Consider the following 25,437-nt stretch of genomic DNA (forward strand, 5'->3'; position numbering starts at 1 on the left):
CACACCTACATCAGCAACTGACGTCTGCCACTACTATCAGCAGCACTCACCAGACCTTTTTCTTCCATCATATCAACGATACGAGCCGAACGGTTATAACCGATGGAAAATTTACGTTGAATTGCCGAAATTGAAATCTTACGAGTCTCCAAGATAAACTCCAACGCTTGATCAAATAACTCATCATCGCCTGCTGTGTTGCTATCACCGCTTCCTTCACCTTCAAAAGTATAGCTACTTGACAGGTCAATATACTCAGGTCGTCCACGCTCACGCCATGCATCACACACACGGTTTACCTCATCATCGCTAACGAATGCACCTTGGATACGTTCAGGCGTGTTCTCATTTGGGGCGACAAATAGCATATCACCATTACCTAATAAGTCTTCTGCACCTGACTCATCTAAAATCACACGGCTATCCATCTTAGAATACACGCTTAAAGCCACACGGCACGGCAAGTTTGCCTTAATTAAGCCTGTAACGACAGTTGCGATGGGTTTTTGGGTGGCTAAAATCAGATGAATACCTGCTGCACGAGCCTTTTGGGCAAGGCGGACAATCGGCTCTTCAGCTGTCTTACCAAGCTGCATAATCATATCTGCAAACTCATCCATCACAATGACGATATACGGTAAGGGCTTAAGCTTGGGTGCAGATTGAACGCTGACGCTGTCTTCTTTACGCCATAACGGATCTAAGATAGGCTCACCACTTTGTTCTGCTGCTTTAATCGCCTTATTAAATTCTGAAATCTGACGCACACGCAGCTTACCCATCAACTGATAGCGAAGTTCCATCTCATTAACACACCAATTTAATGCTGCTGTCGCTTCGGTCATGTCAGTGATAACAGGGGTAAGCAAATGCGGAATATCGCTATAATTTGCAAGCTCTAAAAGCTTAGGATCAATCAGCATCAGCTTTAGCTCATCTGATGTGTATTTAAGCAACATAGAAAGTAGCATACTATTTACAAAGACCGACTTACCTGAACGTGTTTGTCCTGCAACAAGCATATGCGGTGCTTTGGTAAGATCAGAAATGACAGGCTCACCATGAATGTTCTTACCAATTGCAATTGCAATCTCTCTTTTGCCATTTTTAAAATCAGCATTATCCAAAAGCTCAATAAAACGCACAAGCTCTCTTTTTTTATTTGGCACTTCAATGCCGATATAAGGCTTGCCTGCAATTACATCAACCACACGCAGCTTCTCCATTGATAAACTGCGAGCCAAATCTTGGGCGACGTTATTTACCCGTGCCACCCGCACACCTGGAGCTAAATCCACCTCAAAGCGTGTTACAACAGGACCCACCGTTGCTGCAACGACTGTGGCATTAATATTAAACTCTTTTAGTTTAATCTCAAGCAAGCTTGCAAGCTCTTGTAATTGCTGATCATTATAGCTTGGCTCTTTATTTAAATCAGGCTTATCTAGAATATCTAGCGTTGGCACTGGGGGTAGGCTCATGCGATATTCAAGCGTACTCATCGCCCGAGACTTAGCCTCCACAGGGGCAAATAAATCTTCGTTTGTCTGTGCTTTTGGCTCAATAGGCATAGCCAAATGCTGCACAAGTTGCGTTTCATCTTCGTTTTGGTTACCATCTTGATTACTGTTTTGATTTTCTGTATCGCCTTGAAATGACCCAATATCATCAAAACCGCCAAAAAATTTCTCTTTCACATCATCATCTTGATGTGTTTTATCTTCAGATACAGTATCGGTAGGCTCATCTGTACTAGATAATGATTTAGCCGTGTCGTCTTGATAGGTACTTAGCTGATCAAAATCCATACCATCAAACACCGCCTTATCCACCTCTTCGCCATCGTCTGATAATTTTGACAATGCCGCTTGGGCAATTTTTGCAAATCGTTCATCATCTGCTTGCAACTGTGCTTGTAATGATGTTGCCACATCATCATAATGCGGCGCAGATACTGGCATATCTTCTTCCCAAGCCTCATCTTTAGGTGAGTTATTCACTTCGGCAACTTTAGGCTTAGCTGTAACGTTAGGCTCATTGGTGGCACTGTGTTTTTTTGCGATTAAATCTTCACGCAACCCTGAATTTACCAAAAAACTCTCAAGCGTGCCTGCGTGATTATGCGGGCGGTAGTTAGATGTCGCACTTTCTTCGCTAAGCGTCTTATCTTGCTCATCTTGGGTATCTTGAACATCTTCTAGCACCACTTCATCAAATGCCTGATCATCACTTTTTGATTTTCTTCGCCAGTTAAGCAATCGCTCATATATCGTAAGCCAACGAATCTCAAACGTTAATGTTGCCACAAATAGCGTCATCACCACCAAAAAGACTGCTGTGCCAAACGCACCAAATACACTGGCTAGACCGCTTTGGATTTCAAAACCCACAAGCCCACCAAGCAAGATACCAGACCATAAGTCTGCAGTTACGCCCATCTGTGCTAATAATGCACTTATAAAGCATAATAAGAACGCATAGGCAAGCAGTCTTAGACCCCAAAAAACTGACGTGCCAGTCCACCAAAGTCGCACCAGTTCATATGCCAAAAATAGCACAAAACACCACGAACCTAACCCAAAAAACACTCGCAAAATATCAGCAACCCACGCCCCAAGAACGCCGCCGACATTCACCACCGCCTGATCTGTACTGACATGAGACCAAGCAGGATCAACAGGGCTATAAGATAACAGCGAAATAAATAAAAATCCAAATAGCAGTAAGCCAAATGCACTAAAAATAAACTGCGTAATCGATGGCAGCTTACCTAAAAGCTGTACAGCGTGTTCATGTTGGAGAATTTTATTGATGGTGTGTTTCATGATATGCTTTGATGGGTTGCCAAACGAACCTTACATTATATAAGATTGCTGACATCTGTGCTAAAAAAATTTTAGCGTTGTTTAAAAATTTTTACAAAACACATCATTTTCATTACAACGCTTGCATTTTTAATGCTCTGTCACCTATACTTAGCCCACTTTTATCCATAATAAGGAATACTTATGTCAAATCATCACCGCCTAATCATCTTAGGCTCAGGTCCTGCAGGCTATTCGGCAGCTGTTTATGCCGCTCGTGCCAATCTAAATCCCATCATCATTACAGGCTTACAAGTGGGCGGGCAGCTGACCACCACCACTGAGATTGATAACTGGACAGGTGGACACGAAGGGCTAACAGGCAATGAACTTATGAATCATATGAAAGAACATGCCGAACGGTTTGGCACCAAGCTTGTCTATGACCATATTCATAGCACCGAGCTGACCACTCGCCCATTTAAGCTGATTGGTGATAATGGCGAGTACACCTGCGATGCGTTAATCATCGCCACAGGAGCGACCGCCCAATACCTAGGACTAGAAAGCGAAACTGCCTTTATGGGGCGTGGCGTGTCAGCGTGTGCCACTTGCGACGGCTTTTTTTATAAAAACCAAGACGTTGTCGTGATTGGTGGCGGTAATACGGCAGTAGAAGAAGCCTTGTATCTGGCTAATATCGCCAAAAGTGTTACACTTATTCACAGACGTGACAGCCTAAAAGCTGAAAAAATCATGCAAGATCAGCTCTTTGAAAAAGTAAAAAATGGCAACATTCGCATCGAATGGAACAGCACCGTGCGTGAAGTAGTGGGCGATGATATGGGCGTTACTGGTGTGGTGATTGACCATAAAGATGGTTCAAGTAAGACGCTAAATGCTATGGGTATGTTTGTTGCCATCGGACATAAACCAAATACTGCCATCTTTGAAGGACAGCTGGATATGACAGATGGCTATATCACCGTAAAAAGCGGACTACAAGGCAATGCTACAGCGACAAGCATTGATGGGGTATTTGCCTGCGGTGATGTTGCTGACCACATTTATCGCCAAGCGATTACATCCGCTGGCACAGGCTGTATGGCGGCACTTGATGCAGAAAAGTACTTGGATAACCTTTAGTTGTCCTAAGCACCATCTCATCATAAAAACAAAACCGCCTAAAAGACGGTTTTGTTTTTTGGCATATCGCTTTAGCAGGATAAATCTTGAACTAATTTTACAAAACACTCACCACGCTGAGCATAGCCGCTAAACTGATCAAAGCTTGCACACGCAGGTGATAACAGTACTGCTGTTGCATCGCTTTGGCTTGCCATCTGAACTGCTGTTTGTAGTGTCTTGGCATCTACCAAGCGATCTTGCAGGCTTGGCACAGATAATAGTCCTGCTCGGATAGATGGGGCGTCTTGACCGATTAAATAAACCGAATGCACAAACTGCTCTACAAACGGTGCAATCTCACTAAAGTCTTGTCCCTTTGCCAATCCCCCTAAAATCAAAGCCAAAGACCGCTCACCATAAACTTCCCCTAGTCCGATAATGGCGGCTATGGTAGAACCAATATTTGTCCCCTTAGAATCATTAAAATACGCCTTATTGCCAATCTTACAGACATACTCGCATCGATGGGGCAAGCCTTTAAAATCTCGCACCGTATCAACCATAGCAGCTATTGGTATATCCACCGCCAAAGATAGTGCAAATGCACTTAATACATTTAGTAAGTTATGACTGCCTTTAATTTGCAGTTCATCTGCACTAATTAGCCTATTATTATCATGACACAGATAGATAACGCCCTGCTGCCTTGCCAAATAAAAATCCGTCTTTGGTGTCGTTTGGCTGTCATGGATAACCCCACTTGTCGTAATAATGCGTGCTTGAGTGTCCTGCTTGTCCAGCTCATCACGACAAGCCATCGCTAAGCTTACATCATCCACACAGATAACGGCAGCTTTTGCTTGCTCAAAGACGTGTAATTTTTCTGCCAAATAACCTGCCATATCACCATGACGATCCAGATGATCGGCAGATAAATTTAAAATGGTGGCAACACTTGCACCTAAATCCAAAAGGTGTTCAAGCTGAAAGCTAGATAACTCTAATACAGCCAGCTCTAGGTTATCTATTTTTAGTAGCTCTAAGGCGGGCGTGCCGATATTACCGCCCACACCAACCACTTTACCTGCGGTCTTTGCCATCTCTGCCACCAACGTGGTTACGGTTGATTTGGCATTTGAGCCTGTAATGGCAACCACTGGTGTATGCTTGCCTTGTGATGCATCTGTTTGCTTTAATGTTTCAATAAATAACGCCACATCGCTAATAACTTCAATCCCTGCTTTTTTTGCCGATTGAATAGCATGGTGGCTTGGATTCACCCCTGGGCTAATAACGATGCGATCAGCAGACATTAATGCTTGCTTGTCAATACCACCAAAGGCAGTCTGCACGCCTTTTGGAAGCTTACAAGCTAAGTTTGGCGTGCTGCTCTCATCTGTCACAACAACATCAAAACCCTGCTCAACCAAAAAATTGATCGCTGATAAACCAGACCCACCCAAGCCAATCACGGCATAACGTTGCACAGCTCTCATACTACCCCAAAAAATCAAAAAATTAGGTAATTATTGTAGCAGTTTTTAATCATGCTGTGCGATTATTTACGCATTGGATTTTTTGATAAATTGACTATATAATAAGCCATCAATAACAAATTAACTTAGGATAAGTCATGAAACTCGTTACTGCCATCGTCAAGCCATTTAAGCTAGATGATATTCGTGAAGCCCTGTCAGATCTTGGCGTAAATGGCATTACCATTACTGAAGTTAAGGGGTTTGGACGCCAAAAGGGTCATACTGAGATGTACCGTGGGGCTGAGTATGTCGTAGATTTTTTACCAAAAATTAAAATCGAGATTGCCTGTACTGATGATATGGTCGAACAAATCATCAACGCCATCATTGATACAGCCAATACTGGCAAGATTGGCGATGGTAAGATTTTTATAACATCTTTAGACAGTGTTATCCGCATTCGCACTGGCGAAATAGACCAAGCGGCTCTATAAAACAAAAAAAACGCATGAAACCATGCGTTTTTTTTATTAACTTAGACTACTTACACAGTCCAGTGTCTTTTTTCCACGTCTGAGAACGCCCTACGAACTTAACGCCCATATATCCACGTAAATGAAGCTGATTGCCTTTATCGGTTACAGCAAGATCGTATTCTTTTTTGCTATTAGGGTCATAAATTTTACCGTCGCCATATTTATTGCCGCTTTTGGCTTTTAAACCACGGATAACGACTTCATTCACGAACTGCTTAGCTTTTGGGGTGTTGCCACAGACAATCTTACCTGTGTAAACGCCATTGCTTTCGGTGATTTGTACTACCGCTTTTGGCTGACCGTCTTTATCATCGAAAGTCTGCCATTTACCTTCAATCCCTGCAGATGCCGCAGCAGAAAGTGCTAAGCCTGCCGTTACGGCGATGATTTTTGATGTTATTTTCATCATAAACTCCTATATGAATTTTGGCAAAAAATCCTGCCAATTCATTATAACGAGCTTATCTAAAAAAAGCAATATATATGATAGTCACACTATCCTAAAAAAACCCTTAGGCAAAAGGATTATCCACTTCGCTTAGGGGGTTTGTCACTGGCTGTATCTCTTGTGTGCCTTGCTCATCAAACCACGCTATCAAAGCATTTGCAAATTCTTGTAAGGCTTTTGCCTGCTGTCTGCCTGTGTCAGTCTGATTAATCTCAACATCGCCTGAGATGATAATGCTAGTTGTCCCATTCTCGATGGTCAGATTGCCAATTGATAAAACTTGGGCATCGTTTTGAAAAATATCCATTACACTTCCTTTTTATTATAACGCTTATGCTGTTAATTTGACTGCAGATGATGAAGCAATGCCTTAAAAATCTCAAGCAGCAGTAATTGCCAGCTGCTCGCTTTGGTTAAGTCTTCCACGCTTGAGATAATAGGTTCATCTTGCTGGGTTTCTTCTTCTGGCAGACGTGGCAAAGCATAGGCTGTGCTTTTAATACTCGTGGATAAAGCAGGCATGGCGTTTACCCCAGTTCTATTGGCAAGCTCTTTTAGGCTGATGATTTCGTAGCTTGCGTTTTCGCTATTTTGGGAAAAATACACGCCTGCCGCCTGTTCACTTGGGATATAAATTGCCTTATAAAAGTGGCTTGGAACTAATACTCGATCGCCAATGCGATTCACCTTCTTACCCAAAAATGCCACGCCTGTCACTACATATAACTCGCCATATTGGTTGGTAAGATGGCGAGTATTGCTCTCTAGCTGTCGCCATAATGTGCGGTTATGCGTGCCGTTTTGGGGGGCGATGTTTGCCAAGCTAAAGCTATCAAACTGCTGAGATTTATTCGCCATATCGCCATTTGGGGCAAGGTGTCCACGGTCATAACCTGAGCGTGTATAATCCTTTAATTCTGCCCTATCGCCATGAGGTAAGCGACTCTCTGCACGAAAGCTATCTTCACGCACAAGCTTGGTTGCTTGCTTAATTCGCTGTCTTGTTAGATGCTCTGCCGACCAAAAAGGCGTGCGTGATACGCCTGAGTGCAATACCGCAAAGCCATGAAAGCACAAGCCTTGGGTTTTTTTGGAAAGCTGTTCATGCTTTGCTTTGGTGAACGTGGGTGCTGTGTCTTGATAGAAATTTTGGCGACACGCCAAAAAATCCTGAGCAATCGCATAAGCTTGCCTAGCGTGAGCAGACAAGCACGACAACAACACAACCAAAATACCAATCACAACTTTAAAAATCATATTATTCATACTTGCCATTATATCAAGCAAGCTAAGATTTTGTTGATTATTTGATGAAATTTGTAATTTATCCCTAAAATTTCTATAATGCACACACATCACCATGAGCGATTATCTTTTGACAACCATACCTACACCAAAACAAAATTACAACACCTTTGCATCTCGTCTTTTAGCGTGGTTTGATGAATGCGGACGGCATGATTTGCCATGGCAACAGCACCATAAAGCAGACGCTGACATCTATGCGGTCTGGCTGTCTGAGGTGATGTTACAGCAGACACAAGTTGCCACCGTGCTTGGGTATTTTGAAAAATTCATCACCGCCTTTCCCACCGTTCAAGATTTAGCACAAGCAAGCTGGGACGACGTGGCGGCACTATGGGCGGGGCTTGGCTATTATGCTCGTGCTAGAAATCTGCACCAAGGAGCAAAGCAAGTTGCACAATTTATCGACCAAACAGGGCAATTTCCACAAACCGTATCAGACTGGCAGATGATTTGCGGTGTTGGTCAGTCCACCGCAGGGGCGATTGTCGCCATGGGTGTGCGTGGTCGTGGCGTCATCTGTGATGGTAATGTCAAACGTGTATTGACACGCTGGGCAGCGATTGATGGCGACATCACCAAAAGTGCCACAAGCAAAGAGCTGTGGGTATTAGCAGAACGACTGACACCCAATATAAATAGTGGTAACTATGCCCAAGCCATGATGGATCTAGGAGCTACGCTGTGTACACGCAAAAAACCTGCCTGTCATCGCTGTCCAATCTCATCTGACTGCATCGCCCACCACAACGGCAATCCTGAACAGTATCCCGTTAAGCCCAAAAAAACCGACAAGCCACACCGATATGCTTTTGCCATACAGCTCACCTATATGGGGCAAACGCTATGGCTTAAAAGACAGCACCCAAGCGGTCATGGCATCTGGGAAGGCTTGTGGTGCTTGCCACTGATACAGACTGATGCCGATACGTTTTGTCATGCCATATCAGCTAAGTTACTTTGCCCATCTTCACTGGCATTATCCCAAACAGATATGCCACTCGGTGATGGTCAAATCGCTAATGTGTTAGCACAAAAAATCTCTAAGCCTGCACCCATCTGTCGCCACATTAAGCACACTTTGACGCATTTTCACTGGCATTTGGCGATTGTTTCTATTACTGCTGATGATAAGCTTATAGAACGCATCAATCACGCACTATCTGATGTTCATGCAAAGTTTACATGGGCAGATGGTGTAAATCTTGCCAAACCTGCCGCCATGGATAAGCTAATCGGCTAATGGGTACGTTTTTCAAGCCAGTCGATCATCTCAATAAGTAGGTTATGCTCGCCATACTCTAGCACCGCTTGACGTGCGTCATCAAATAATTGGTTGGCGTACGCACTTGCCTGTTTGACACCAAGCAAGCGAACATAAGTGGATTTTTGTAATTTCTCATCACTACCAGTAGGCTTGCCTAAAGTGGCAGTGTCAGAGACAACATCAAGCACATCGTCTTGCACTTGAAAGGCAAGCCCAATGGCGTGTGCGTAACGCCTAAGGTTAGTAAGTGCGTCATCACTCACGTTTGCACAGACCGCTCCCATCAAAACTGCCGCCTCAATCAAAGCACCTGTCTTTTGTCTATGAATCGCCTCTAATTCTGCTTGTGTCAGCAATGCATCACAGCTCTCACCACTTAGATCCAGCTGCTGCCCTGCTACCATCTGCCGAGCAGCCTTAGATAAAATAGCCAAAAGGCGTGATATTTTTAGATGATAGCTTTGATCATTAAGTGGGGCTGTAAGCACTTCAAATGCCAAAGACTGTAACACATCACCCACCAAAAGTGCTGTCGCTTCGCCATAGACCACGTGGCACGTTGGCTTGCCACGCCGCAACTCATCATCATCCATACACGGCAGATCATCATGCACAAGCGAATAACCATGAATCAGCTCAACTGCCATCATGGCACGCCGAAGAATCTCATCAGATATATCACCACTTGGACAGCACGCCAAAAAGCTTGCTGCCACTAAAAGCGGACGCACTCTTTTACCACCATTTGACATTGCATAACGAGCCGCCTCATCTAACAGATTTGGCAGCTTTATATCATCAAACATCTGAGCCAAGTCATCGTGTAGCTGTAAAATTATCTCATCTGCCACATCATAAAGCGTTGTTTGACAAGTAGAAAAGGTGGTCATTATGACAAATTCCCCAACATAAATAAAAGTTGGTATCATACAATAAAAGTGTGATTTTTGGATAATTTTCTTAATTTTGATAAAAAAATCCAAAAATATGAAAAAAGCACTTGCTTTATTATGAAATTGTGTTATTATACGCACCACTGTTAAGCAATTAGCTTACGACATGGCGCGATAGCTCAGTCGGTAGAGCAACGGATTGAAAATCCGTGTGTCGGCAGTTCGATCCTGCCTCACGCCACCATATTAAAAATGACCAAGATTACTATCTTGGTCATTTTTTTACGCCCGTTATCAGGCTAAATAGATATCAGACTAAATCAGATCAGTTATAAAGGACTGACTAATAGCGTTACAAAAAAATAACGGCAAATCACTTTGCCGTTATTTTGGTCTAATCAAAAGATTAGAATTTTAGGTGTGCACCTACGCCCCATGTGTTTGCATCAGAGCTTAGGTAGTTGTAGCCTAGCTCTACACCGATGTTAGATGTTGCGTTATAGCCTAGTGCTACGCCACCAGCAAGACCTGTTTCGTCCTTAGAAGTGGTTGACGTACCGCTAACTGATTTATCATCAATGTCAGTTTTTGCTAGACCAAGTTTGCCTTTGGCATAAAATGGCGTGTTATTTAGGTGGTGACGATAAGTACCATACACCCCATAGGTCTTCGCATCATATTCACGATTGATGCCTTGTGCGGTGTAATCTTTATTTTCACTAGCAAGGTATTCTGCTTCTACACCGAAGTTTTGGTCTAGGTTGTAGCCACCATAAACACCATAAGCGATAGAGCTTGGAGCGTTGCTTAGGTCTGTATTAACTTGACCTACTTTTACACCAATGTATGGTGCAGCGTCTGCTGATGTGCCATAAGAGATGGCAGCGTTCGCACTTACAGCAGCAACTGAAGCGGCAAGAACCAAGGCAACTTTATTTAAAGTTTTCATCGTATTTCTCCTGTTAATGGCGATATCAATCGCACGATGGATGTGTCTTAACTTAAATATATGGTCAAATAGGTATTTTTCAAGGGTTCTATATTAATTTTAGAATCACTTGTTTTAAAATCGCTTGATGAAATTTACTATAAATACCTAAATCGCATTTCACTTGACACATCATAACAAAGTTTTATTGATGGTTTGTGCATGTTTTAGATGTGATGTGTAAAGTTTTGAAACAAATGCTAAGCTTGTTGGTCAATTTATTGAATATCTGACATAATTTGTTACAAATACTAAGAACAGTTGAGATTTTGGCATATCCATAGGCTGTGTTACAATCATTTACCACCCTACTTTAAAGACTATCATGAAAAATCCCACCAAAAGCTTGATTATTTTTGATTTAGATGGCACGTTAATTGATAGCGTGCCTGATCTAGCGGCTGCCACCAACGATATGCTAACTTGGCTAAATGCACCAAAAGCTCCTATAAATCTGGTGCGAAACTGGGTGGGCAATGGCTCTATGGTACTCGTTCAACGTGCACTTGCTTGGGCAGGATTAGACGGCTGTGATGAGAAGTTAGATCAGGCACATGAGCTATTTTTAACCTATTATGCCACAGGTGACTGCAAGCATACTAAGCTGTATCATGGTGTTAAAGATGGGCTACAACGACTGCTTGATGCTGGCTTTATTCTATCTTTAGCCACCAATAAGCCTGAGCGATTTTTACCTAATATCTTACAATCTTTTAATCTGCAAGAGACTTTTACTTGTGTGGTTGGTGGCGATACGCTAAGCAACAAAAAACCCGATCCTATGCCACTGCTGTATATCTGCAATAAGCTAAAGATATCGCCACAGCACGCCATCATGGTGGGCGATTCTAAAAATGACATACTGGCAGGCAAAGCGGCAACCATGACCACGCTGGCTCTAAGCTATGGCTATAACTACGGCGAATCTATCACCCAAAGCAAGCCTGATGCCGTGTTTGATGAATTTGGGGCATTGGTAAATTATATTATCACCCACTATCAGGCAAAACTTCCAACCGCCAACGTTAAACGAACCAATTAAGCACGATAGCTTAATGCTTCGGCGACATGAGCGGTGTTAATGGCATCACTACCTGCCAAATCAGCAATCGTACGAGCCACACGCAGCACCCGATGATAACTGCGAGCTGATAAATTTAGGCGAGATTGAGCGGTTCTTAATAGACTTTGTTCAACTTCTCCAAGCCTTGCCACACGATCAATATCGCTTGGCGATAGTTCATTATTTGCTTTGCCCTGTCTATTGATTTGTCTTTGTCTTGCGGCAACGACCCTTTGTCTGACTACGCTTGAGCTTTCTCCGCTTGGAGCGTTTTGTAAATCATCAATGGGCAAGGCTGGTACATGGATATGCAGATCGATACGATCCATCAGTGGCCCTGATATTTTATCTTGATAACGTCTGACCTGCTCAGGCTTGCAATGGCAACGATTACTCTTATCGCCATGATAACCACAAGGGCAAGGGTTCATGGCAGCAATTAGTTGGAAATTAGCAGGAAACTGCACCTGACTGTTCGCTCGGCTAATGATAATCTGCTTTGACTCTAAAGGCTGTCTTAGCACCTCTAGCGTCTTACGATCAAATTCTGGCAACTCATCTAAAAATAACGCACCTTGATGAGCAAGACTAATCTCGCCAGGTTTCGGTTTTGAGCCACCCCCTACTAAGGCGACAGCTGAAATGGTATGATGGCATGAACGAAAAGGACGCTCACCGAATTCATACTCCACACCCGCCACCGAATAGATGCTCGCCACTTCTAAGGCTTCTTCGTCTGTCAAGTCAGGCAAAATACTAGGCAAGCGAGATGCCATCAGCGTCTTGCCAGAACCTGGAGAACCCTTAAATAAAATGGAATGCCCACCTGCCGCTGCTATCTCTAAGGCTCGGCGTGCGTGATGCTGACCTTTTACATCGGATAAGTCTAACGAATACTTAATGCTTTTTTCATTTAGGCTTGGCATGGTGATAGGCAGTAGATCTTCCTTAGCCTGACTCATACCACAGACCACCTCTAAGTGCCGATATACCTGTGCCAAGCTGTCAGCTGCCAGTACGGTTACTCCTGCCACCTTAGCTGCCTCATCAGCATTAGCTCGTGGCACGATTAGCGTACGCTGATCGCCGTTCGCCTTGATGGCTCTGGCAACCGATAATACCCCTGACACTGCTCTAAGCTCGCCATTTAAGGCAAGCTCACCCACAAACTCATACTGTTCTAGGATTTTTTCGTCAATCTGACCGCTTGCTGCTAATATACCAATGGCGATTGGTAAGTCAAGTCTTGCACCATCTTTTGGTAAATCGGCAGGTGCTAGATTGATAGTAAGCCTTCTGCTTGGAAAATCCAAATCACTGTTTAAGATAGCAGATCTCACTCTGTCCTTACTTTCTCGCACGCTCGCCTCTGGCAAGCCAACGATGGTTAGGGCGGGCATGCCTTGCGACAGATGTACCTCTACTAGAACCTGTGGTGCGTGTAAGCCAACCACCGAACGTGTAAAAACTTGGGCAAATGACATAATCTTCCTTAATCAAGACAGCTCACTAGGGCAAATCCCTAATTTAAGAATGTGGCTAAAATAGAATCAATCGCCAGCAAAATCACCATCAGTTGCTTAATAATATTAAAATACTATCAAGCAACTTAACACAGCTGTGCAAAATTTAGCCACTTTTAGACCATTAAACATAGTTAGTTTAGGTTAAAATACATCTCAATCTAAACAGTAATTTTTTGATAAAACGGTGATAGCTCCTGTAAGTTTACCGCAAACTGCACAGTATCATACTGACCTGTAAAATGAGCCACAAGCGTATCTAACACTGACTGCACAAGCGATCGCTTGGTTGCATCATCACGCCCACTCATAATCATTAAATGAGCCACAACAAACAGTTCACCATCATCTGCCGACAGTCCAATCAAGCTATTATCAGCGCGATGAATACGACTTTTAATGTCTCGGCTATGGGTAAATTCACCACTCCTAAATAGCCCTTCATTTAGCTTGGTTAGCAATCCTTTTTCTATAGATGGCTCAAAGCCTTGGGATAATTCTACGATTAAATGCGGCATAGACTTCCTTAATGTTAATGTGGCTTAACTGTAACCAATACACGAATGCTATCAGGCACAAGCGACAGCTGGCTTAACGCCTCCACGCCCTGAGTGTGCATCGCTTCTAGTTGTGCGATTTCGTCATCTCGTACATTTGGGTTAATCAGTTGTAAGCGTTTTAGGCGACTGATTTCTTTATTCATCTGCTCGCTAAACTGTGCCATCGCTTGCTGACTAATAGCGTCCAGCTCTTTGCTTGCAATGTCTTTGGCACATCCTGCCTGCGTCTCGATAACATGGGTGCGAGCTTTCACCACTTGGCGTGCCTTAAATTTATCAAGCCTTTCAATTAATGGCAGCAGTTTTTCTGGGGTTGCGACATTGCTAAGATTATCGCCACGCTCACTTAGCAGTACACGCACCACCTGTGTAGGAATGTAAGCAGATAGATTAAGCTGTTTTGGGGCGACCACCTCAATTCTAAAATGACATTCAAGTAATAGCATACCTTGTGGCATGGCAGCAGTCTTTAATAAGGCAACTTGCGTATTGCCAAATGTACCACTTGTTAGCATCTCTAGGACTGCCGACACCAAAGGGTGTTCATAGGTCATGTACTGCATGTCTTCACGAATTAACGCTTGCGTGCGACTAAAAGTCAATGTCATGCCGTCTTCATCAAGCGGTAAGCTCTCCACCCCTTCAATGTCAATCTCACTGGCGTCAATCGGATGTACCACCCATGAATTATCGCGTTGTACACTATAATCAATGCCGACCGCCTCAAAATATCGATCTAAAAACATTGGTAGTAATGTTGACCTATCCAATGTGTGCATAGCATCTGCAATGCGAGCGGCTGTCTTTGGTCTGCAAGAATTATACTCAAGCAAGCGATCTCTCCCTGCTTGCAACTCAGCTTCTAGCTTACAGCGAAGAGCTGCCCCATCTGCGATGATATGAGCAATAGCATCAAGGTTATCATCAGTGCTTGGAGCTTGTAATAATGGCTTTAAGCTTGCGATGTAAGTTTCTTGAACAGTTTGGGCAGTTGGGCTAATTTGGTTAAAGATATTTAGTGCTTTATCATACCAGTTATACAGCTTTTCTTGGGCTGTTCCTACCACAAAAGGCACATGTAAGGTAATCTTAGCAATCTGTCCAATGCGGTCAAGTCGTCCGATACGCTGCTCTAGTGTATCAGGATTGGCAGGCAAATCAAACAGCACTAAGTCTTGAACAAACTGAAAGTTACGCCCCTCTGAGCCAATCTCTGAACATAATAAAATCTGAGCTCCGTCCTCATCAGCAAAGTATGCTGCTGCCTGATCTCGCTCAAGCAGCGTCATCTGCTCGGTAAAGACTGCCGTCTTAATACCTGCGTGCAGACGTAAGACCGCCTCTAAGCTTTCGATAGTCGCACCAGATCTTGCGATTAATAAAGCCTTTTTATGTTTTAGGTCATCTTTTAATAAGCCAATAAGCCAGCCCACTCGTGGATCATGCTCAAGCCACGAACCATCAGGATAATTCTCCTCTCCCCACAGCTGCTCACGCAATTTACCATGCGTGTAGTGTGTGTTTTGCCATGCGTTTGGCAACGGCAAAGGATACGGAATGCTCGTACGCCCAAAGAAACCTTGCACACTCTCACGAGTATTACGAAACAGTACCCGCCCTGTGCCATGGCGATCTAGCAGTTCATTAATGATATGTGTTCTTAACTTTTCATTATGATTAATATCATCAATGTCACTTTTATCAAAGCCAAGCAAACCTGCGACTGCAGCAATCTGCTTATCACTTAAAGGCTTGCCATCAATCAATAAAGTTGCCACCGCTGCCACATCAGCAAAAGCCTCTTGAGAATCAACGAAATCATCTAAATCATCAAAGCGATGTGGGTCAAGCAATCTAAGACGAGCAAAATGACTCTCCACACCCAGCTGCTCTGGTGTTGCGGTTAGTAATAGCACGCCTGCTGTATTTTGAGCAAAATCTGCCACCAAGTCATATTTATCATTACCGCCCTGCTCGCTATCCCAGTGCAAATGATGAGCCTCGTCTACCACAAGCAAATCAAACCCTGCTGCATATGCCTGCTCATATAAGTCATGATGGTCAAGCAATAGATCAATACTTGCAATAATCAGCTGCTCTGTGGCAAAGACGTTTTGATCAGGATTATGCTCTTTGATAGACGCTGTACGCACCAAGTCAAATAATGCAAAATCCAAGTTAAACCGACTTTTTAGCTCAATCATCCACTGGTGCTGTAAGCTGTCTGGTACGAGTACCAGCACTCGGCTCGCCTTAGCTGTCATAATCTGCTGATGAATGATTAGCCCAGCTTCGATAGTCTTGCCAAGACCGACTTCATCTGCCAAAAGCACCCTTGGTGCTAGACGCTTGCCAACTTCATGAGCGATATACAGCTGGTGGCGAATGATGTCCACTCTAGCACCGATAAGCCCACGCAAGGGGTGACGGCTTAACATCGCCTTAACTTTTAAGGCGTCTTGGCGTAAATCATACCATTCGCTATTTTCAATACGCCCCGCTAACAGCCGCTCTAAGGGTTTCGCCAGTGAGATATTTGCTGCAAGCCTTGTCTCCATCAAGGACTTACCGCAGGTTAGATGGTATCGCATGACGTGTGCAATCTCTTCACAGCGTTCCACCACATAGCGATTGCCATCCTGATCGCTGATAGTATCTCCGACACAGAACACCACACGAGATAAGAGTGCCGATGCTTTAGCATAGACTCGTGTCTCTTCAGACTGCGGGAATAAAATATGCACGCAGCGATCATCAACATCGACGACCACCCCAAGACCTAAATTACTCTCAGAATCTGACAAATAACGCTGACCGATGGCAAATAATTGGCTCATAAAACACTCTTACTTAAGTCGTTTACCAGAGCTTAACACATTAAGCCTAGTATATGTTAAACCGCAAACAAAAACTTTCATTTTACTAAACTTCGTTAAATTTCGCACCTTTTTTTGATGTTTTTATCAAAATGGCATTAAAATCTGTTATAGTTTAGCGACACTCACAACCCTTAGTTTCATCATGAAAGCTGTATTTTTAGATGCTGCCACTTTCAGCAGCCAAGTTGATTTATCACTGCCAAAGTGCATCACAGACTACGAACGCTACGACAGTACAAAGACAGACCAGATCATCGATCGTTGCTATGATGCTGACATCATTATCACCAATAAAGTCGTTATCACAGCAGATATCATCAGTAAGCTCCCCAAGCTAAAACTAATCCACGTTACCGCCACAGGCGTAAATAACATTGACGTCAAGGCGTGTGATGAGTGCGGTATCACCGTCAAAAATGTCGCAGGCTATTCAGTTAAGAGCGTCCCTGAGCATACATTTATGCTGCTGTTAAATATCATGCGGGCAGCTCGCCACTACCACCAAAAAGCCACAGACGGTACTTGGCAGGCTGATGGGCGATTTTGTCTATTAGATGAGCCGATTTTTGATTTATCAGGTAAGACCATCGGCATCATCGGTTCTGGCAATATTGGGCGGCAGGTCGGTAAAATCGCTGCAGCCTTTGGTATGACCGTACTGTTTGCCGAACGGCGTGGGCGAGTGCCAAGAAGTAAAGAATACAGCGACTTTTACACGGTATTACAGACCGCTGACGTACTAAGCTTGCACTGCCCGTTAACTGATGACACTTACCATCTTATCAGTAACGACACCTTAGAGCAGATGCATAAAAAGCCTGTCATCATTAATGTCGCACGCGGTGACATCGTAGATAGCCATGCCATCGTCCATGCCATTACCACAGGGCAAATCACAGGCTATGCAACAGACGTATTTCCCCACGAGCCATTTAATGATGATGAGCCATTACTAAACCTAAAAGACCATCCTAGAGTGTTTTTTACACCACATAACGCTTGGGGTAGTCTAAATGCCCAAAGAACATTATGGGGTATTTTATGTAGGCAGATTGATGAGTTTATATCTCATGTGTGAACTAACCCAGCCTTAAGTGACTGTTTAAGCAGTTTGGTTTTCTTAAAAAAGCAGTGCTTGTATTTATACAGCACTGCCATAAGTGATTGGGTTTACTAAGACATTTTTAATCCAAACCAACGACATTTTAATGGTCTAAAATCAAGCATACGCCCTAATCTTGACGATTAAAACTTCTCATCATCGCACTCATCTCATCGACATTTTTTGTGAACTGACGACACTTCTTACACATGACTAAGTGCGTGCTTAGCATAAGCTGCTCAATCCAAGTTAATCGACCGTCCTTTTTTAGAGTGATCAGTTGGCTGACTTTATAGCAGTGTCCTTTTGGGTGAGTCATTTGTTCCCCATGATCAGCTTTCGTGTTGCATTCATCGCTCATATTTTATTCCGTGCTAATGTTGTTGTAGCTAATGTTGTTATAAATACCATCATACATCAAACCAATGCGTCTGCAAGCATTGTTGTAGCCTTAGGCGAGTGCGGTGCATTGTGGTATAAAAGTTGGACGGACTGATTGCACACGTTTTACAAATCTCGTCTGCTTCAAAGCCGATACATTCTTTCATCAAAAAAATGCGTGCATACAAAGGCGGTAAGTGCGACAAACACAGCTCCAACACCTGCCAAAATTCTGCCGATTCGCTGTCATCATCACATCGCCATGATGAAAGGTCCGCCACGTCCACATCGCCATGCCATGCTCCTTTTTGATTAAATAGCGTGGCAATCATCACCTGATCGCCATCATCGCTCATATCAGATAGGCTAAGCATCTGTTTTTGACCACGAATCACATCAATGATTTTGTTTTTTAAGATGGCAAATACCCAAGTTTTGAAGGCGGATTTACCGACAAATTTATCTTGGTGCGATACTGCAAGAAGCCAAGCGTCTTGTACCACATCTTCTGCCAAGGCGTGATTATTCAGCTGAGAGACGGCAAAACCTAATAGCATGGGGTATAAATCGTCTATCGCACCGTCATTGAGCTCATCTTTGTGTGCATTCAATTCATCTTTTGGTGAATGTGTCATGACTTGTCTTCATTTCGTGGTATGTGATGGTTTTGGGCTGTGTGTGTTTGTGCATCGCTTTGGCAAGCCAATAATCCACACTCAAAAATTTGCCTGCCCCAAAAAACAGCAACACCAAGAGCATTACAACATAAGTTGCCGCAAATTCAATGCCGTTATTTAAGACGACAAAATTCCCTGTCTCGGTCAGCCAGTCCATGTTGCCATGCTGTTCTAAGATTTGTCTTGCCATGCCAAGCCGTTCGCCAACTTCTACGCTATTTGCCAGACTCTGCTGGGCTAAGTCTATATTAAACCACGCAAAAAACTGTGCCGTACTGGTCGCAGGGTCGCTTGGGGCAATGGCAAACCACCCATGCTCCCAATGCACCTTAAATAGTGCCACAAGCATGGCGATGAGCATGGGAATGCTAAATAATCTGGTCGCAATCCCAAACAAGATTGCCACACCGCCCACCAATTCAGCAAAAATCGCCAACGAAACCATCAAAGCTGGCATGGGTAGCCCAAGCCCCCAATCATCATTGCCAAACCACGCCACCATATCTGAAAAATGTAGCCACTTATGTAGCCCTGCAATGATAAAAATAGGGGCAAGATACACCCTAATGGCAACTAATGGCACAAAGTCTAATTGGCTAATCGTGCGTGCTAGTCGGTTTTGGGTGCTACATAGCTTTGTCATCATACTCATCAATCAATATCTCTTCATTGGTTAAAAAATCTAGCAACTCTTCTGCAAATCCACGCATTTTTTCATCAAATACACTGCCCATGCCGATAAGAAAAGTCTCAAACAACGCAGACACACTCACAAAAGGTGTATCACGCTCCATCAAAAATTGTAATAATGTATAAGTCAGTGCATTGATAGCCAAAGTATACACACCACCATCAGATTTTTGATACACCACCACAAAACTTAACTCACAGGCGATGTCTTCCACGTCATCTGCGATATTTGCGTGATGAACAGCAAACTCATAGTCCATGATGTGGGCGGTAGCGTTTAAGAAAATTTTGCGATTTTCTTGTTGTACTAGGCACTTTGGCATAAGGCTTGGCAGTACTTCCACCAAAAGCTCCAAATGCTCATAATGAGCCAGCTCGCCAATCACGTTAGGCAGTGTGCCTTGTTTGCACTGGGTGTCCAAAAAGTGGGCAAAATCCCGATTGATGTCGGTAAAATAAGGACTGTGCAGAGCATAACTATCAAAAAACTGCTTACACAAGTCATCAAACTCATCGCCGAGTAGCCTGCGACAAATCGGAAAGCAGGCGTGAATAAAATTGGTTACACTATTAAAGGTCAAACTTTGATACAATTTGCCAACACGAGCTGGCACAAGCGTATCATCGGACGCATCGTGTGTTTGCTGTCGCAAATAGCGACCAAATTGTGTATAAAACTGTGCCAATGGCGAATGGTCTAACGCAGTCATGATTTTCGCTTCTTATTTTGCCTGTGTTCAATGTCAAGTCTTGTCATTCATCATTCATTAAGCAGATAGCATGAGTGGCTCTTCGGTGTCGTGCTTTTTTTGATGGTATTGACTGCTGTGATTTTGATATTGGCGAATGCGTGCCACTTCACCCATCAGCTCATCTAGTGCAGGGAAATTAAAATCTCTTTCTAGGCAAGTGGGCAGACTACTGGCAGGTTTGCCTGTTTTTTGACCAATTAACTCATAAGCGTCCGCCAACAACGCCCACACTTCTTCAACCACTTGATTGCCGTGCGTGTCCACAATAAAGCCATCTTCTTCGGTAAAATGCCCTGCCATGTGTAAATAGCAAGTCCGCTCTAAGGGCAATGACCGCAAGTAGGCGTGGGGGTCAAAGCCAAAATTTTTGCTATTGACATAAATGTTGTTAATGTCTAAATGTAGCAAACAGTCGGCTTCTGCACACACCGCACTGATAAATTCGGCATCAGAGAGCGTGCTTTGTGTGGGGCGAAAATAATAAGAAGCGTTCTCAAAGCCAATTTTCTGACCCATGATGTCTTGTGCTTGCTTGATACGCCCAGCAACCCACTTGACCGCCTCTTCTGTACAAGGAATGGGCAATAAGTCATATAAATGCCCCCAGTCATCACTACACCAAGACAAATGCTCGGTATATAAGGACATATCATGGCTTTTCATGAAACGTTTAATGTTGTTTAATAATTCAACGTCTAAGGACTGTATGCCACCAATAGATAAAGATAGCCCATGACACACAAAGTCAAAACGCTCGGTAAAGGCACGTAGCTGTTTATGATAAGCTCCGTCAATCGCCCCTTTGCCCGTCAGCCAGTTCTCAGGCGACACTTCAAAAAAATCAATGCCAAGTGGCTGTGCTTGATTAAGCTCGTCAATCAGCTCTCGGCGAAAGCCAAGTCCTGCACCTGTTGGTGCTTTGGGTGTTGGTAATTGAGTAGCAGGTGTTGTTTGGGCGGTTTTTGTTGGGACATTGGATATATCGGATATCGTAGTCATTGTCTATCCTTACCATGCTTTTGTGGTATTCGTGGGTGTTACAGGCTTTGATGTAAGATTAGGTTTGCTATCAGCTGTGTTAAACACAGCCGACAGCAAGGGTAGATTTGACCAAATCCTATGTATTCATAGAATTTGGCACTCAATCATGTAGGCATGATAGCATGATGATTAGTTGCTACCACCACATTTAGCTTCACCGCATTTGGCATCGGCTTTTTTGCTTGTTGTGGCAGTTGCACCGCATTTAGCTTCGCCACATTTGGCGTTTGCTTTTTTGGTCGCTGTGCTTTTGGCAGCACCACAAGAAGCGTCAGCACATTTTTTGTTGTGTGTTTTTTTGCCGCCGCAGCTGGCGTTGGCACATTTTGAGTCTTTGGCGTTATTTGAGGTGCTTGTTGAGGTGAATGGATTAGCGTGAGCTGCTGATAATGCCAATAAAGATGAAGCGGTTAGTGCCACAACGGTAGATTTTTTCATAACATTTCCTTAAAGATGGATTGGGATAAAATTGGGCATAGCATGACATCATCACATGCCCCACAGCCATGATATTAGTAGCTGCTTAATGAATTAGACGAATCAGGTAGGGGTTTTCTTACACCACCCACAAAAAAAAATTAAAAATCAGTTAAATTTTTTATAACTCTATGATTTTAATTAATTTATATCAATCCGCTTTATTTTATTTTTAACCACACTTTCATAAAAAAGGATGCTTTCACACCCTTTTTACTCATGTCGTTATATAACGATTTAAAATAACACTAAGCAAAATACCCAACATGCATCGCCTATCAGGACGTCTGGGCACAGTGTCATTATAATTTTATTACTTATAACAGCGACTTCACCGCTCCATAACCCTTAGCGTCCAATTCATCAAAAGGCACGAACAACAAAGCATCACCATTGATACAATACCTAAGTCCGCCTTTGTCTTTGGGACCATCTTCAAACACATGACCCAAATGACTGTCTGCCACACGAGACCGCACTTCTGTGCGTTTCATATAAAAGCTGTTGTCCTCATGTCTAGTAATCACCGCAGGATCAATCGGCTTGGTAAAAGATGGCCAACCACAGCCAGAATTGTATTTATCACTGGATAAAAAAAGCGGCTCGCCACTGACGATATCCACATATAGCCCTTTTTCAAACAAATGATCATAAGCATGGCTAAACGCCCGTTCCGTGCCTGCGTTTTGTGTGATGTTGTATTGAGCATGCGTCAGCTTATCTTTGAGCGTGGCTTTGTCAAAATTTTGGTAGCGTTTTGGGTTTAGGGCATCAGCCAACGTGGTTGCAGGTGATAGATGGGTGGACTGGGTTTTATTTTCTAGGGGTACATACGCCTTGGATACATCAATGTGGCAATAGCCGTTTGGATTTTTGGTCAAATAATCTTGATGATAATCCTCAGCTTCATAAAAATGTGTCAATGCTTCGTTTTGTACAGCAATCGGCTGATTAAATTTTTTGGATAAGTCATAAAGTGCGTTGGCAATCACCGCACGATCGCTTGCGTCTGTATAATAAACACCTGTGCGATATTGCACACCCCTATCATTGCCTTGCTTATTGACACTGATTGGGTCAATGACTCTAAAATAATAAGCCAGTATGTCCTCCAAGCTAAGCCTATCTGTATCAAAAGTTACTTTGACAGTCTCGGCATGACCTGAACCTGCAATCACCTCTTGATAGCTTGGATTGGCGGTATTGCCATTGGCATAACCTGAGACAGCGTCTACCACGCCATCAATTCGCTCAAAGTACGCCTCCAAACCCCAAAAACAACCCCCAGCCAAATAGATGGTTTTGGTGTGCATGGGCATACCGTCTGATTTATAGGCTTTTTGGGTATTTTTGGCAGTCAAATCTTGCATTTTTAGTTCGGCAAAATCACTGTCGCTACTATTTGCCAAAGCCATCGCTTGGGCGTGCGTCAGATTGCCCTTCACAACACGCACCACATTGCCTGATTTATCCAAAATCACCCAACTTGGATAGACACTCACCCCAAAGGTTTTGGCAAGATTTTGGGTGCGGTCAGCAAGCACGGGCAGATTTGGATAATCCACGCCCACCTTATCATACCACGCCACAAAATCATCATAAGATTGCTCACCCAAATAACCAGGTGTCGCCACACTCACCAAATTCACCCCATCAAAAGCAGGGTTGCCACGATAGTCGTTGGTCTCTTGCAAGGTCGCCAAACACAAAGGACACCAACTCGCCCAAAACTTAATCAAAGTCGGCTTATTAGGGTCAATCATATCAGCACCCATCTTGCCAAGATGATGAGCAAGATTAGGCAGCCCCTTTAATTGGGTTAAAGTATCGCTTGGCAAAACGTGCATGGTATCGTCCTGTGTGGTGTGGGCTTGGCTTGGTGTGTTGGTTTGGGCATGGCAAGCAACAACCAAACACATCGCTGTAATACAGCTCATTAAGGTTCTTTGTTTCATAAAACATGTCGCAAAAATAGTATGGCAACAACCATCTCATCTACAAAAATGTAGATAAAATCAGCAAGTATACCAAGAATTATAGCACACTAAAAAAATGACAAGTACATCAATCTTAACTTAATTTTGACTTTAAAAAAATCAATGATAGATTGAGCCTTCATGAAACAAACCCAACATAGGAACATGCAAAACACATGAATGCACACGTTGGGTTTTGCAAGTTCAATAAAACCGACAATAACCAACTCACCCACCTTTGCAATTTGAGAGTTTTTTTAAGTTGGGTATGGGATAATATTGGAATAATATTTTGCAAAAAAAAATAATAAAAAACACTTGTCAATGTACGTGAATGGTGCTAATTTAATGTTAAAGGAATGCCAATAATCAAAACCTGTAAAAACAACAAGGAGTGAACAATGCGTCATGGTGATATCAGTAGCAGCCCAAATACCGTTGGTGTTGCTGTCGTCAATTATAAAATCCCCCGCCTGCACACCAAGGCAGAAGTCTTGGAAGAATGCCATAAAATCAGTGAAATGATTAAGGGCATTAAGATGGGTTTGCCGGGTTTGGATTTGATTATCTTTCCAGAATACAGCACCCAAGGTATCATGTATGATGCCGATGAGATGATGGCAACCGCCGCAACCGTCCCTGGTGATGAGACGGCGATTTTTTCACAGGCGTGCCGTGATAATAACGTCTGGGGCGTGTTCTCCATCACAGGCGAACGCCACGAAGAACACCCCAAAAAATCACCATACAACACCCTAATTCTCATCAACGACCAAGGCGAGATTGTCCAAAAATACCGCAAAATCATTCCTTGGTGTCCCATAGAAGGCTGGTGTCCTGGCGATACCACTTATGTGAGCGAAGGTCCTAAGGGGATTAAGCTGTCTTTGATTATCTGTGATGACGGCAACTATCCTGAGATTTGGCGAGATTGTGCGATGAAAGGGGCTGAACTTATCATTCGCTGTCAAGGCTATATGTACCCTGCATTAGACCAACAAGTGATGATGTCGCAAACGATGGCATGGTGCAATAACTGCTATGTGGCAGTCGCCAATGGCACAGGATTTGATGGTGTGTATACCTACTTTGGTCATTCAGCACTGATTGGCTTTGATGGGCGAACACTAGGACGGTGTGGCACCGAAGAAAACGGCATTCAATACGCCCAATTATCTTTGACCGAAATCCGTGATGCCAGAAAATACGACCAATCTCAAAACCATTTATTCAAATTGTTACATCGTGGTTATACAGCCACTCATAATGATGGCGATGGCGATAAAGGCATTGCTGATTGTCCCTTTGAGTTTTATCGCACATGGGTATTGGACGCACAAAAAGCCCAAGAAAACGTAGAGCAATTCACTCGCACGACCGTAGGCGTTGCCGAATGCCCTGTGGGTAACGTACCCCACGAAGGCAAAGAAAAACACGTCTAGGCTTTTATCCATGTCAGGCTGTGCCGA

The 25,437-nt window shown here is 43.5% G+C and carries 23 protein-coding genes and 1 tRNA gene; 7 read left to right on the top strand and 17 right to left on the bottom strand.

Annotated elements, in window-relative coordinates; translation table 11 throughout:
- Window positions 1-5: 5 nt before the first annotated feature.
- Window positions 6-2,825: a DNA translocase FtsK gene (locus LU293_RS09940; RefSeq protein ID WP_242748824.1), complete on the bottom strand. Its 2,820-nt coding sequence runs from the start codon at window positions 2,823-2,825 to the stop codon at window positions 6-8.
- A gap of 183 nt (window positions 2,826-3,008) precedes the next feature.
- Between LU293_RS09940 and trxB the strand changes: the two genes are divergently transcribed.
- Window positions 3,009-3,950: a thioredoxin-disulfide reductase gene (trxB, locus tag LU293_RS03525; RefSeq protein ID WP_242748826.1), complete on the top strand. Its 942-nt coding sequence runs from the start codon at window positions 3,009-3,011 to the stop codon at window positions 3,948-3,950.
- A 71-nt stretch (window positions 3,951-4,021) separates the two neighbouring features.
- Here trxB and murD read toward each other — a convergent pair whose 3' ends face one another.
- On the bottom strand, window positions 4,022-5,428 hold the full coding sequence (gene murD, locus LU293_RS03530; protein ID WP_242748828.1) for a UDP-N-acetylmuramoyl-L-alanine--D-glutamate ligase: 1,407 nt from the start codon (window positions 5,426-5,428) through the stop codon (window positions 4,022-4,024).
- A 137-nt stretch (window positions 5,429-5,565) separates the two neighbouring features.
- On the opposite strand from murD, the gene glnK reads away from it, so the two are divergent.
- A complete protein-coding gene (gene glnK / locus LU293_RS03535) occupies window positions 5,566-5,904 on the top strand; it encodes a P-II family nitrogen regulator (RefSeq protein ID WP_242748831.1) in 339 nt (112 codons plus the stop codon).
- 46 nt (window positions 5,905-5,950) lie between these two features.
- Here the strand turns inward: glnK and LU293_RS03540 are convergent, their stop codons facing one another.
- The 3 genes from LU293_RS03540 to LU293_RS03550 all read right to left on the bottom strand — a co-directional run bounded on the left by LU293_RS03540 (window position 5,951) and on the right by LU293_RS03550 (window position 7,660).
- Window positions 5,951-6,355, bottom strand: coding sequence for a DUF2147 domain-containing protein (locus tag LU293_RS03540; RefSeq protein WP_242748834.1), 405 nt, complete (start codon window positions 6,353-6,355; stop codon window positions 5,951-5,953).
- A gap of 103 nt (window positions 6,356-6,458) precedes the next feature.
- Complete coding sequence (locus tag LU293_RS03545) at window positions 6,459-6,701, bottom strand: hypothetical protein (protein WP_242748836.1); 243 nt, start codon at window positions 6,699-6,701, stop codon at window positions 6,459-6,461.
- A gap of 32 nt (window positions 6,702-6,733) precedes the next feature.
- Window positions 6,734-7,660 carry a DNA/RNA non-specific endonuclease gene (locus LU293_RS03550; protein ID WP_242748838.1) on the bottom strand — a complete coding sequence of 309 codons (927 nt, stop codon included), beginning with the start codon at window positions 7,658-7,660 and terminating at the stop codon, window positions 6,734-6,736.
- Between the two features lie 94 nt (window positions 7,661-7,754).
- On the opposite strand from LU293_RS03550, the gene mutY reads away from it, so the two are divergent.
- Window positions 7,755-8,942 (top strand): A/G-specific adenine glycosylase, encoded by a 1,188-nt coding sequence (mutY, locus tag LU293_RS03555; protein WP_242748841.1) that lies wholly within the window; start codon window positions 7,755-7,757, stop codon window positions 8,940-8,942.
- Here mutY and LU293_RS03560 read toward each other — a convergent pair.
- A complete protein-coding gene (locus LU293_RS03560) occupies window positions 8,939-9,856 on the bottom strand; it encodes a polyprenyl synthetase family protein (RefSeq protein WP_242748844.1) in 918 nt (305 codons plus the stop codon). The two genes, mutY and LU293_RS03560, sit on opposite strands and share 4 nt — an antisense overlap.
- Before the next feature lie 171 nt (window positions 9,857-10,027).
- Here LU293_RS03560 and LU293_RS03565 point away from each other — a divergent pair.
- Window positions 10,028-10,103, top strand: a tRNA-Phe gene (locus LU293_RS03565).
- Between the two features lie 162 nt (window positions 10,104-10,265).
- On the opposite strand, the gene LU293_RS03570 is transcribed toward LU293_RS03565, so the two are convergent.
- Window positions 10,266-10,808, bottom strand: coding sequence for a porin family protein (locus LU293_RS03570; protein WP_242748846.1), 543 nt, complete (start codon window positions 10,806-10,808; stop codon window positions 10,266-10,268).
- Window positions 10,809-11,172: 364 nt separating this feature from the next.
- On the opposite strand from LU293_RS03570, the gene LU293_RS03575 reads away from it, so the two are divergent.
- Window positions 11,173-11,889 carry a phosphoglycolate phosphatase gene (locus LU293_RS03575; protein ID WP_242748848.1) on the top strand — a complete coding sequence of 239 codons (717 nt, stop codon included), beginning with the start codon at window positions 11,173-11,175 and terminating at the stop codon, window positions 11,887-11,889.
- Here the strand turns inward: LU293_RS03575 and LU293_RS03580 are convergent.
- The 3 genes from LU293_RS03580 to rapA form a co-directional block, all read right to left on the bottom strand.
- On the bottom strand, window positions 11,886-13,394 hold the full coding sequence (locus LU293_RS03580) for a YifB family Mg chelatase-like AAA ATPase (protein WP_242748851.1): 1,509 nt from the start codon (window positions 13,392-13,394) through the stop codon (window positions 11,886-11,888). The two genes, LU293_RS03575 and LU293_RS03580, sit on opposite strands and share 4 nt — an antisense overlap.
- Before the next feature lie 200 nt (window positions 13,395-13,594).
- Window positions 13,595-13,951: a 5-carboxymethyl-2-hydroxymuconate Delta-isomerase gene (locus tag LU293_RS03585; protein ID WP_242748853.1), complete on the bottom strand. Its 357-nt coding sequence runs from the start codon at window positions 13,949-13,951 to the stop codon at window positions 13,595-13,597.
- Window positions 13,952-13,965: 14 nt separating this feature from the next.
- Window positions 13,966-16,830: an RNA polymerase-associated protein RapA gene (gene rapA, locus LU293_RS03590; protein WP_242748856.1), complete on the bottom strand. Its 2,865-nt coding sequence runs from the start codon at window positions 16,828-16,830 to the stop codon at window positions 13,966-13,968.
- Between the two features lie 184 nt (window positions 16,831-17,014).
- Between rapA and LU293_RS03595 the strand changes: the two genes are divergently transcribed.
- Entirely contained in the window at window positions 17,015-17,950 is a 936-nt protein-coding gene (locus LU293_RS03595; protein ID WP_242748858.1) for an NAD(P)-dependent oxidoreductase, read from the top strand.
- A gap of 154 nt (window positions 17,951-18,104) precedes the next feature.
- On the opposite strand, the gene LU293_RS03600 is transcribed toward LU293_RS03595, so the two are convergent.
- From LU293_RS03600 to msrAB, 7 genes are all read right to left on the bottom strand, one after another.
- Window positions 18,105-18,335, bottom strand: coding sequence for a hypothetical protein (locus tag LU293_RS03600; protein WP_242748861.1), 231 nt, complete (start codon window positions 18,333-18,335; stop codon window positions 18,105-18,107).
- 49 nt (window positions 18,336-18,384) lie between these two features.
- Entirely contained in the window at window positions 18,385-18,990 is a 606-nt protein-coding gene (locus LU293_RS03605) for a sigma-70 family RNA polymerase sigma factor (protein ID WP_242748864.1), read from the bottom strand.
- Window positions 18,968-19,687, bottom strand: a complete 720-nt coding sequence (locus tag LU293_RS03610) for an HvfX family Cu-binding RiPP maturation protein (RefSeq protein ID WP_446030811.1) — start codon at window positions 19,685-19,687, stop codon at window positions 18,968-18,970. The genes LU293_RS03605 and LU293_RS03610 overlap by 23 nt, the downstream gene beginning before the upstream one ends.
- Complete coding sequence (locus LU293_RS03615; protein WP_242748866.1) at window positions 19,659-20,432, bottom strand: HvfC family RiPP maturation protein; 774 nt, start codon at window positions 20,430-20,432, stop codon at window positions 19,659-19,661. Before LU293_RS03615 ends, LU293_RS03610 begins: the two co-directional genes overlap by 29 nt.
- 57 nt (window positions 20,433-20,489) lie before the next feature.
- Window positions 20,490-21,473, bottom strand: a complete 984-nt coding sequence (locus LU293_RS03620; RefSeq protein ID WP_242748868.1) for an HvfB family MNIO-type RiPP peptide maturase — start codon at window positions 21,471-21,473, stop codon at window positions 20,490-20,492.
- A gap of 171 nt (window positions 21,474-21,644) precedes the next feature.
- Window positions 21,645-21,953 carry an HvfA family oxazolone/thioamide-modified RiPP metallophore gene (locus LU293_RS03625; protein WP_242748871.1) on the bottom strand — a complete coding sequence of 103 codons (309 nt, stop codon included), beginning with the start codon at window positions 21,951-21,953 and terminating at the stop codon, window positions 21,645-21,647.
- 356 nt (window positions 21,954-22,309) lie between these two features.
- Complete coding sequence (gene msrAB, locus LU293_RS03630; protein ID WP_242748873.1) at window positions 22,310-23,947, bottom strand: bifunctional peptide-methionine (S)-S-oxide reductase MsrA/peptide-methionine (R)-S-oxide reductase MsrB; 1,638 nt, start codon at window positions 23,945-23,947, stop codon at window positions 22,310-22,312.
- Between the two features lie 422 nt (window positions 23,948-24,369).
- On the opposite strand from msrAB, the gene LU293_RS03635 reads away from it, so the two are divergent.
- A complete protein-coding gene (locus LU293_RS03635; protein ID WP_242748875.1) occupies window positions 24,370-25,410 on the top strand; it encodes an aliphatic amidase in 1,041 nt (346 codons plus the stop codon).
- Window positions 25,411-25,437: the final 27 nt, after the last annotated feature.

The sequence above is a fragment of the Moraxella nasovis genome (assembly GCF_022701215.1).
GTDB lineage: Bacteria > Pseudomonadota > Gammaproteobacteria > Pseudomonadales > Moraxellaceae > Moraxella > Moraxella nasovis.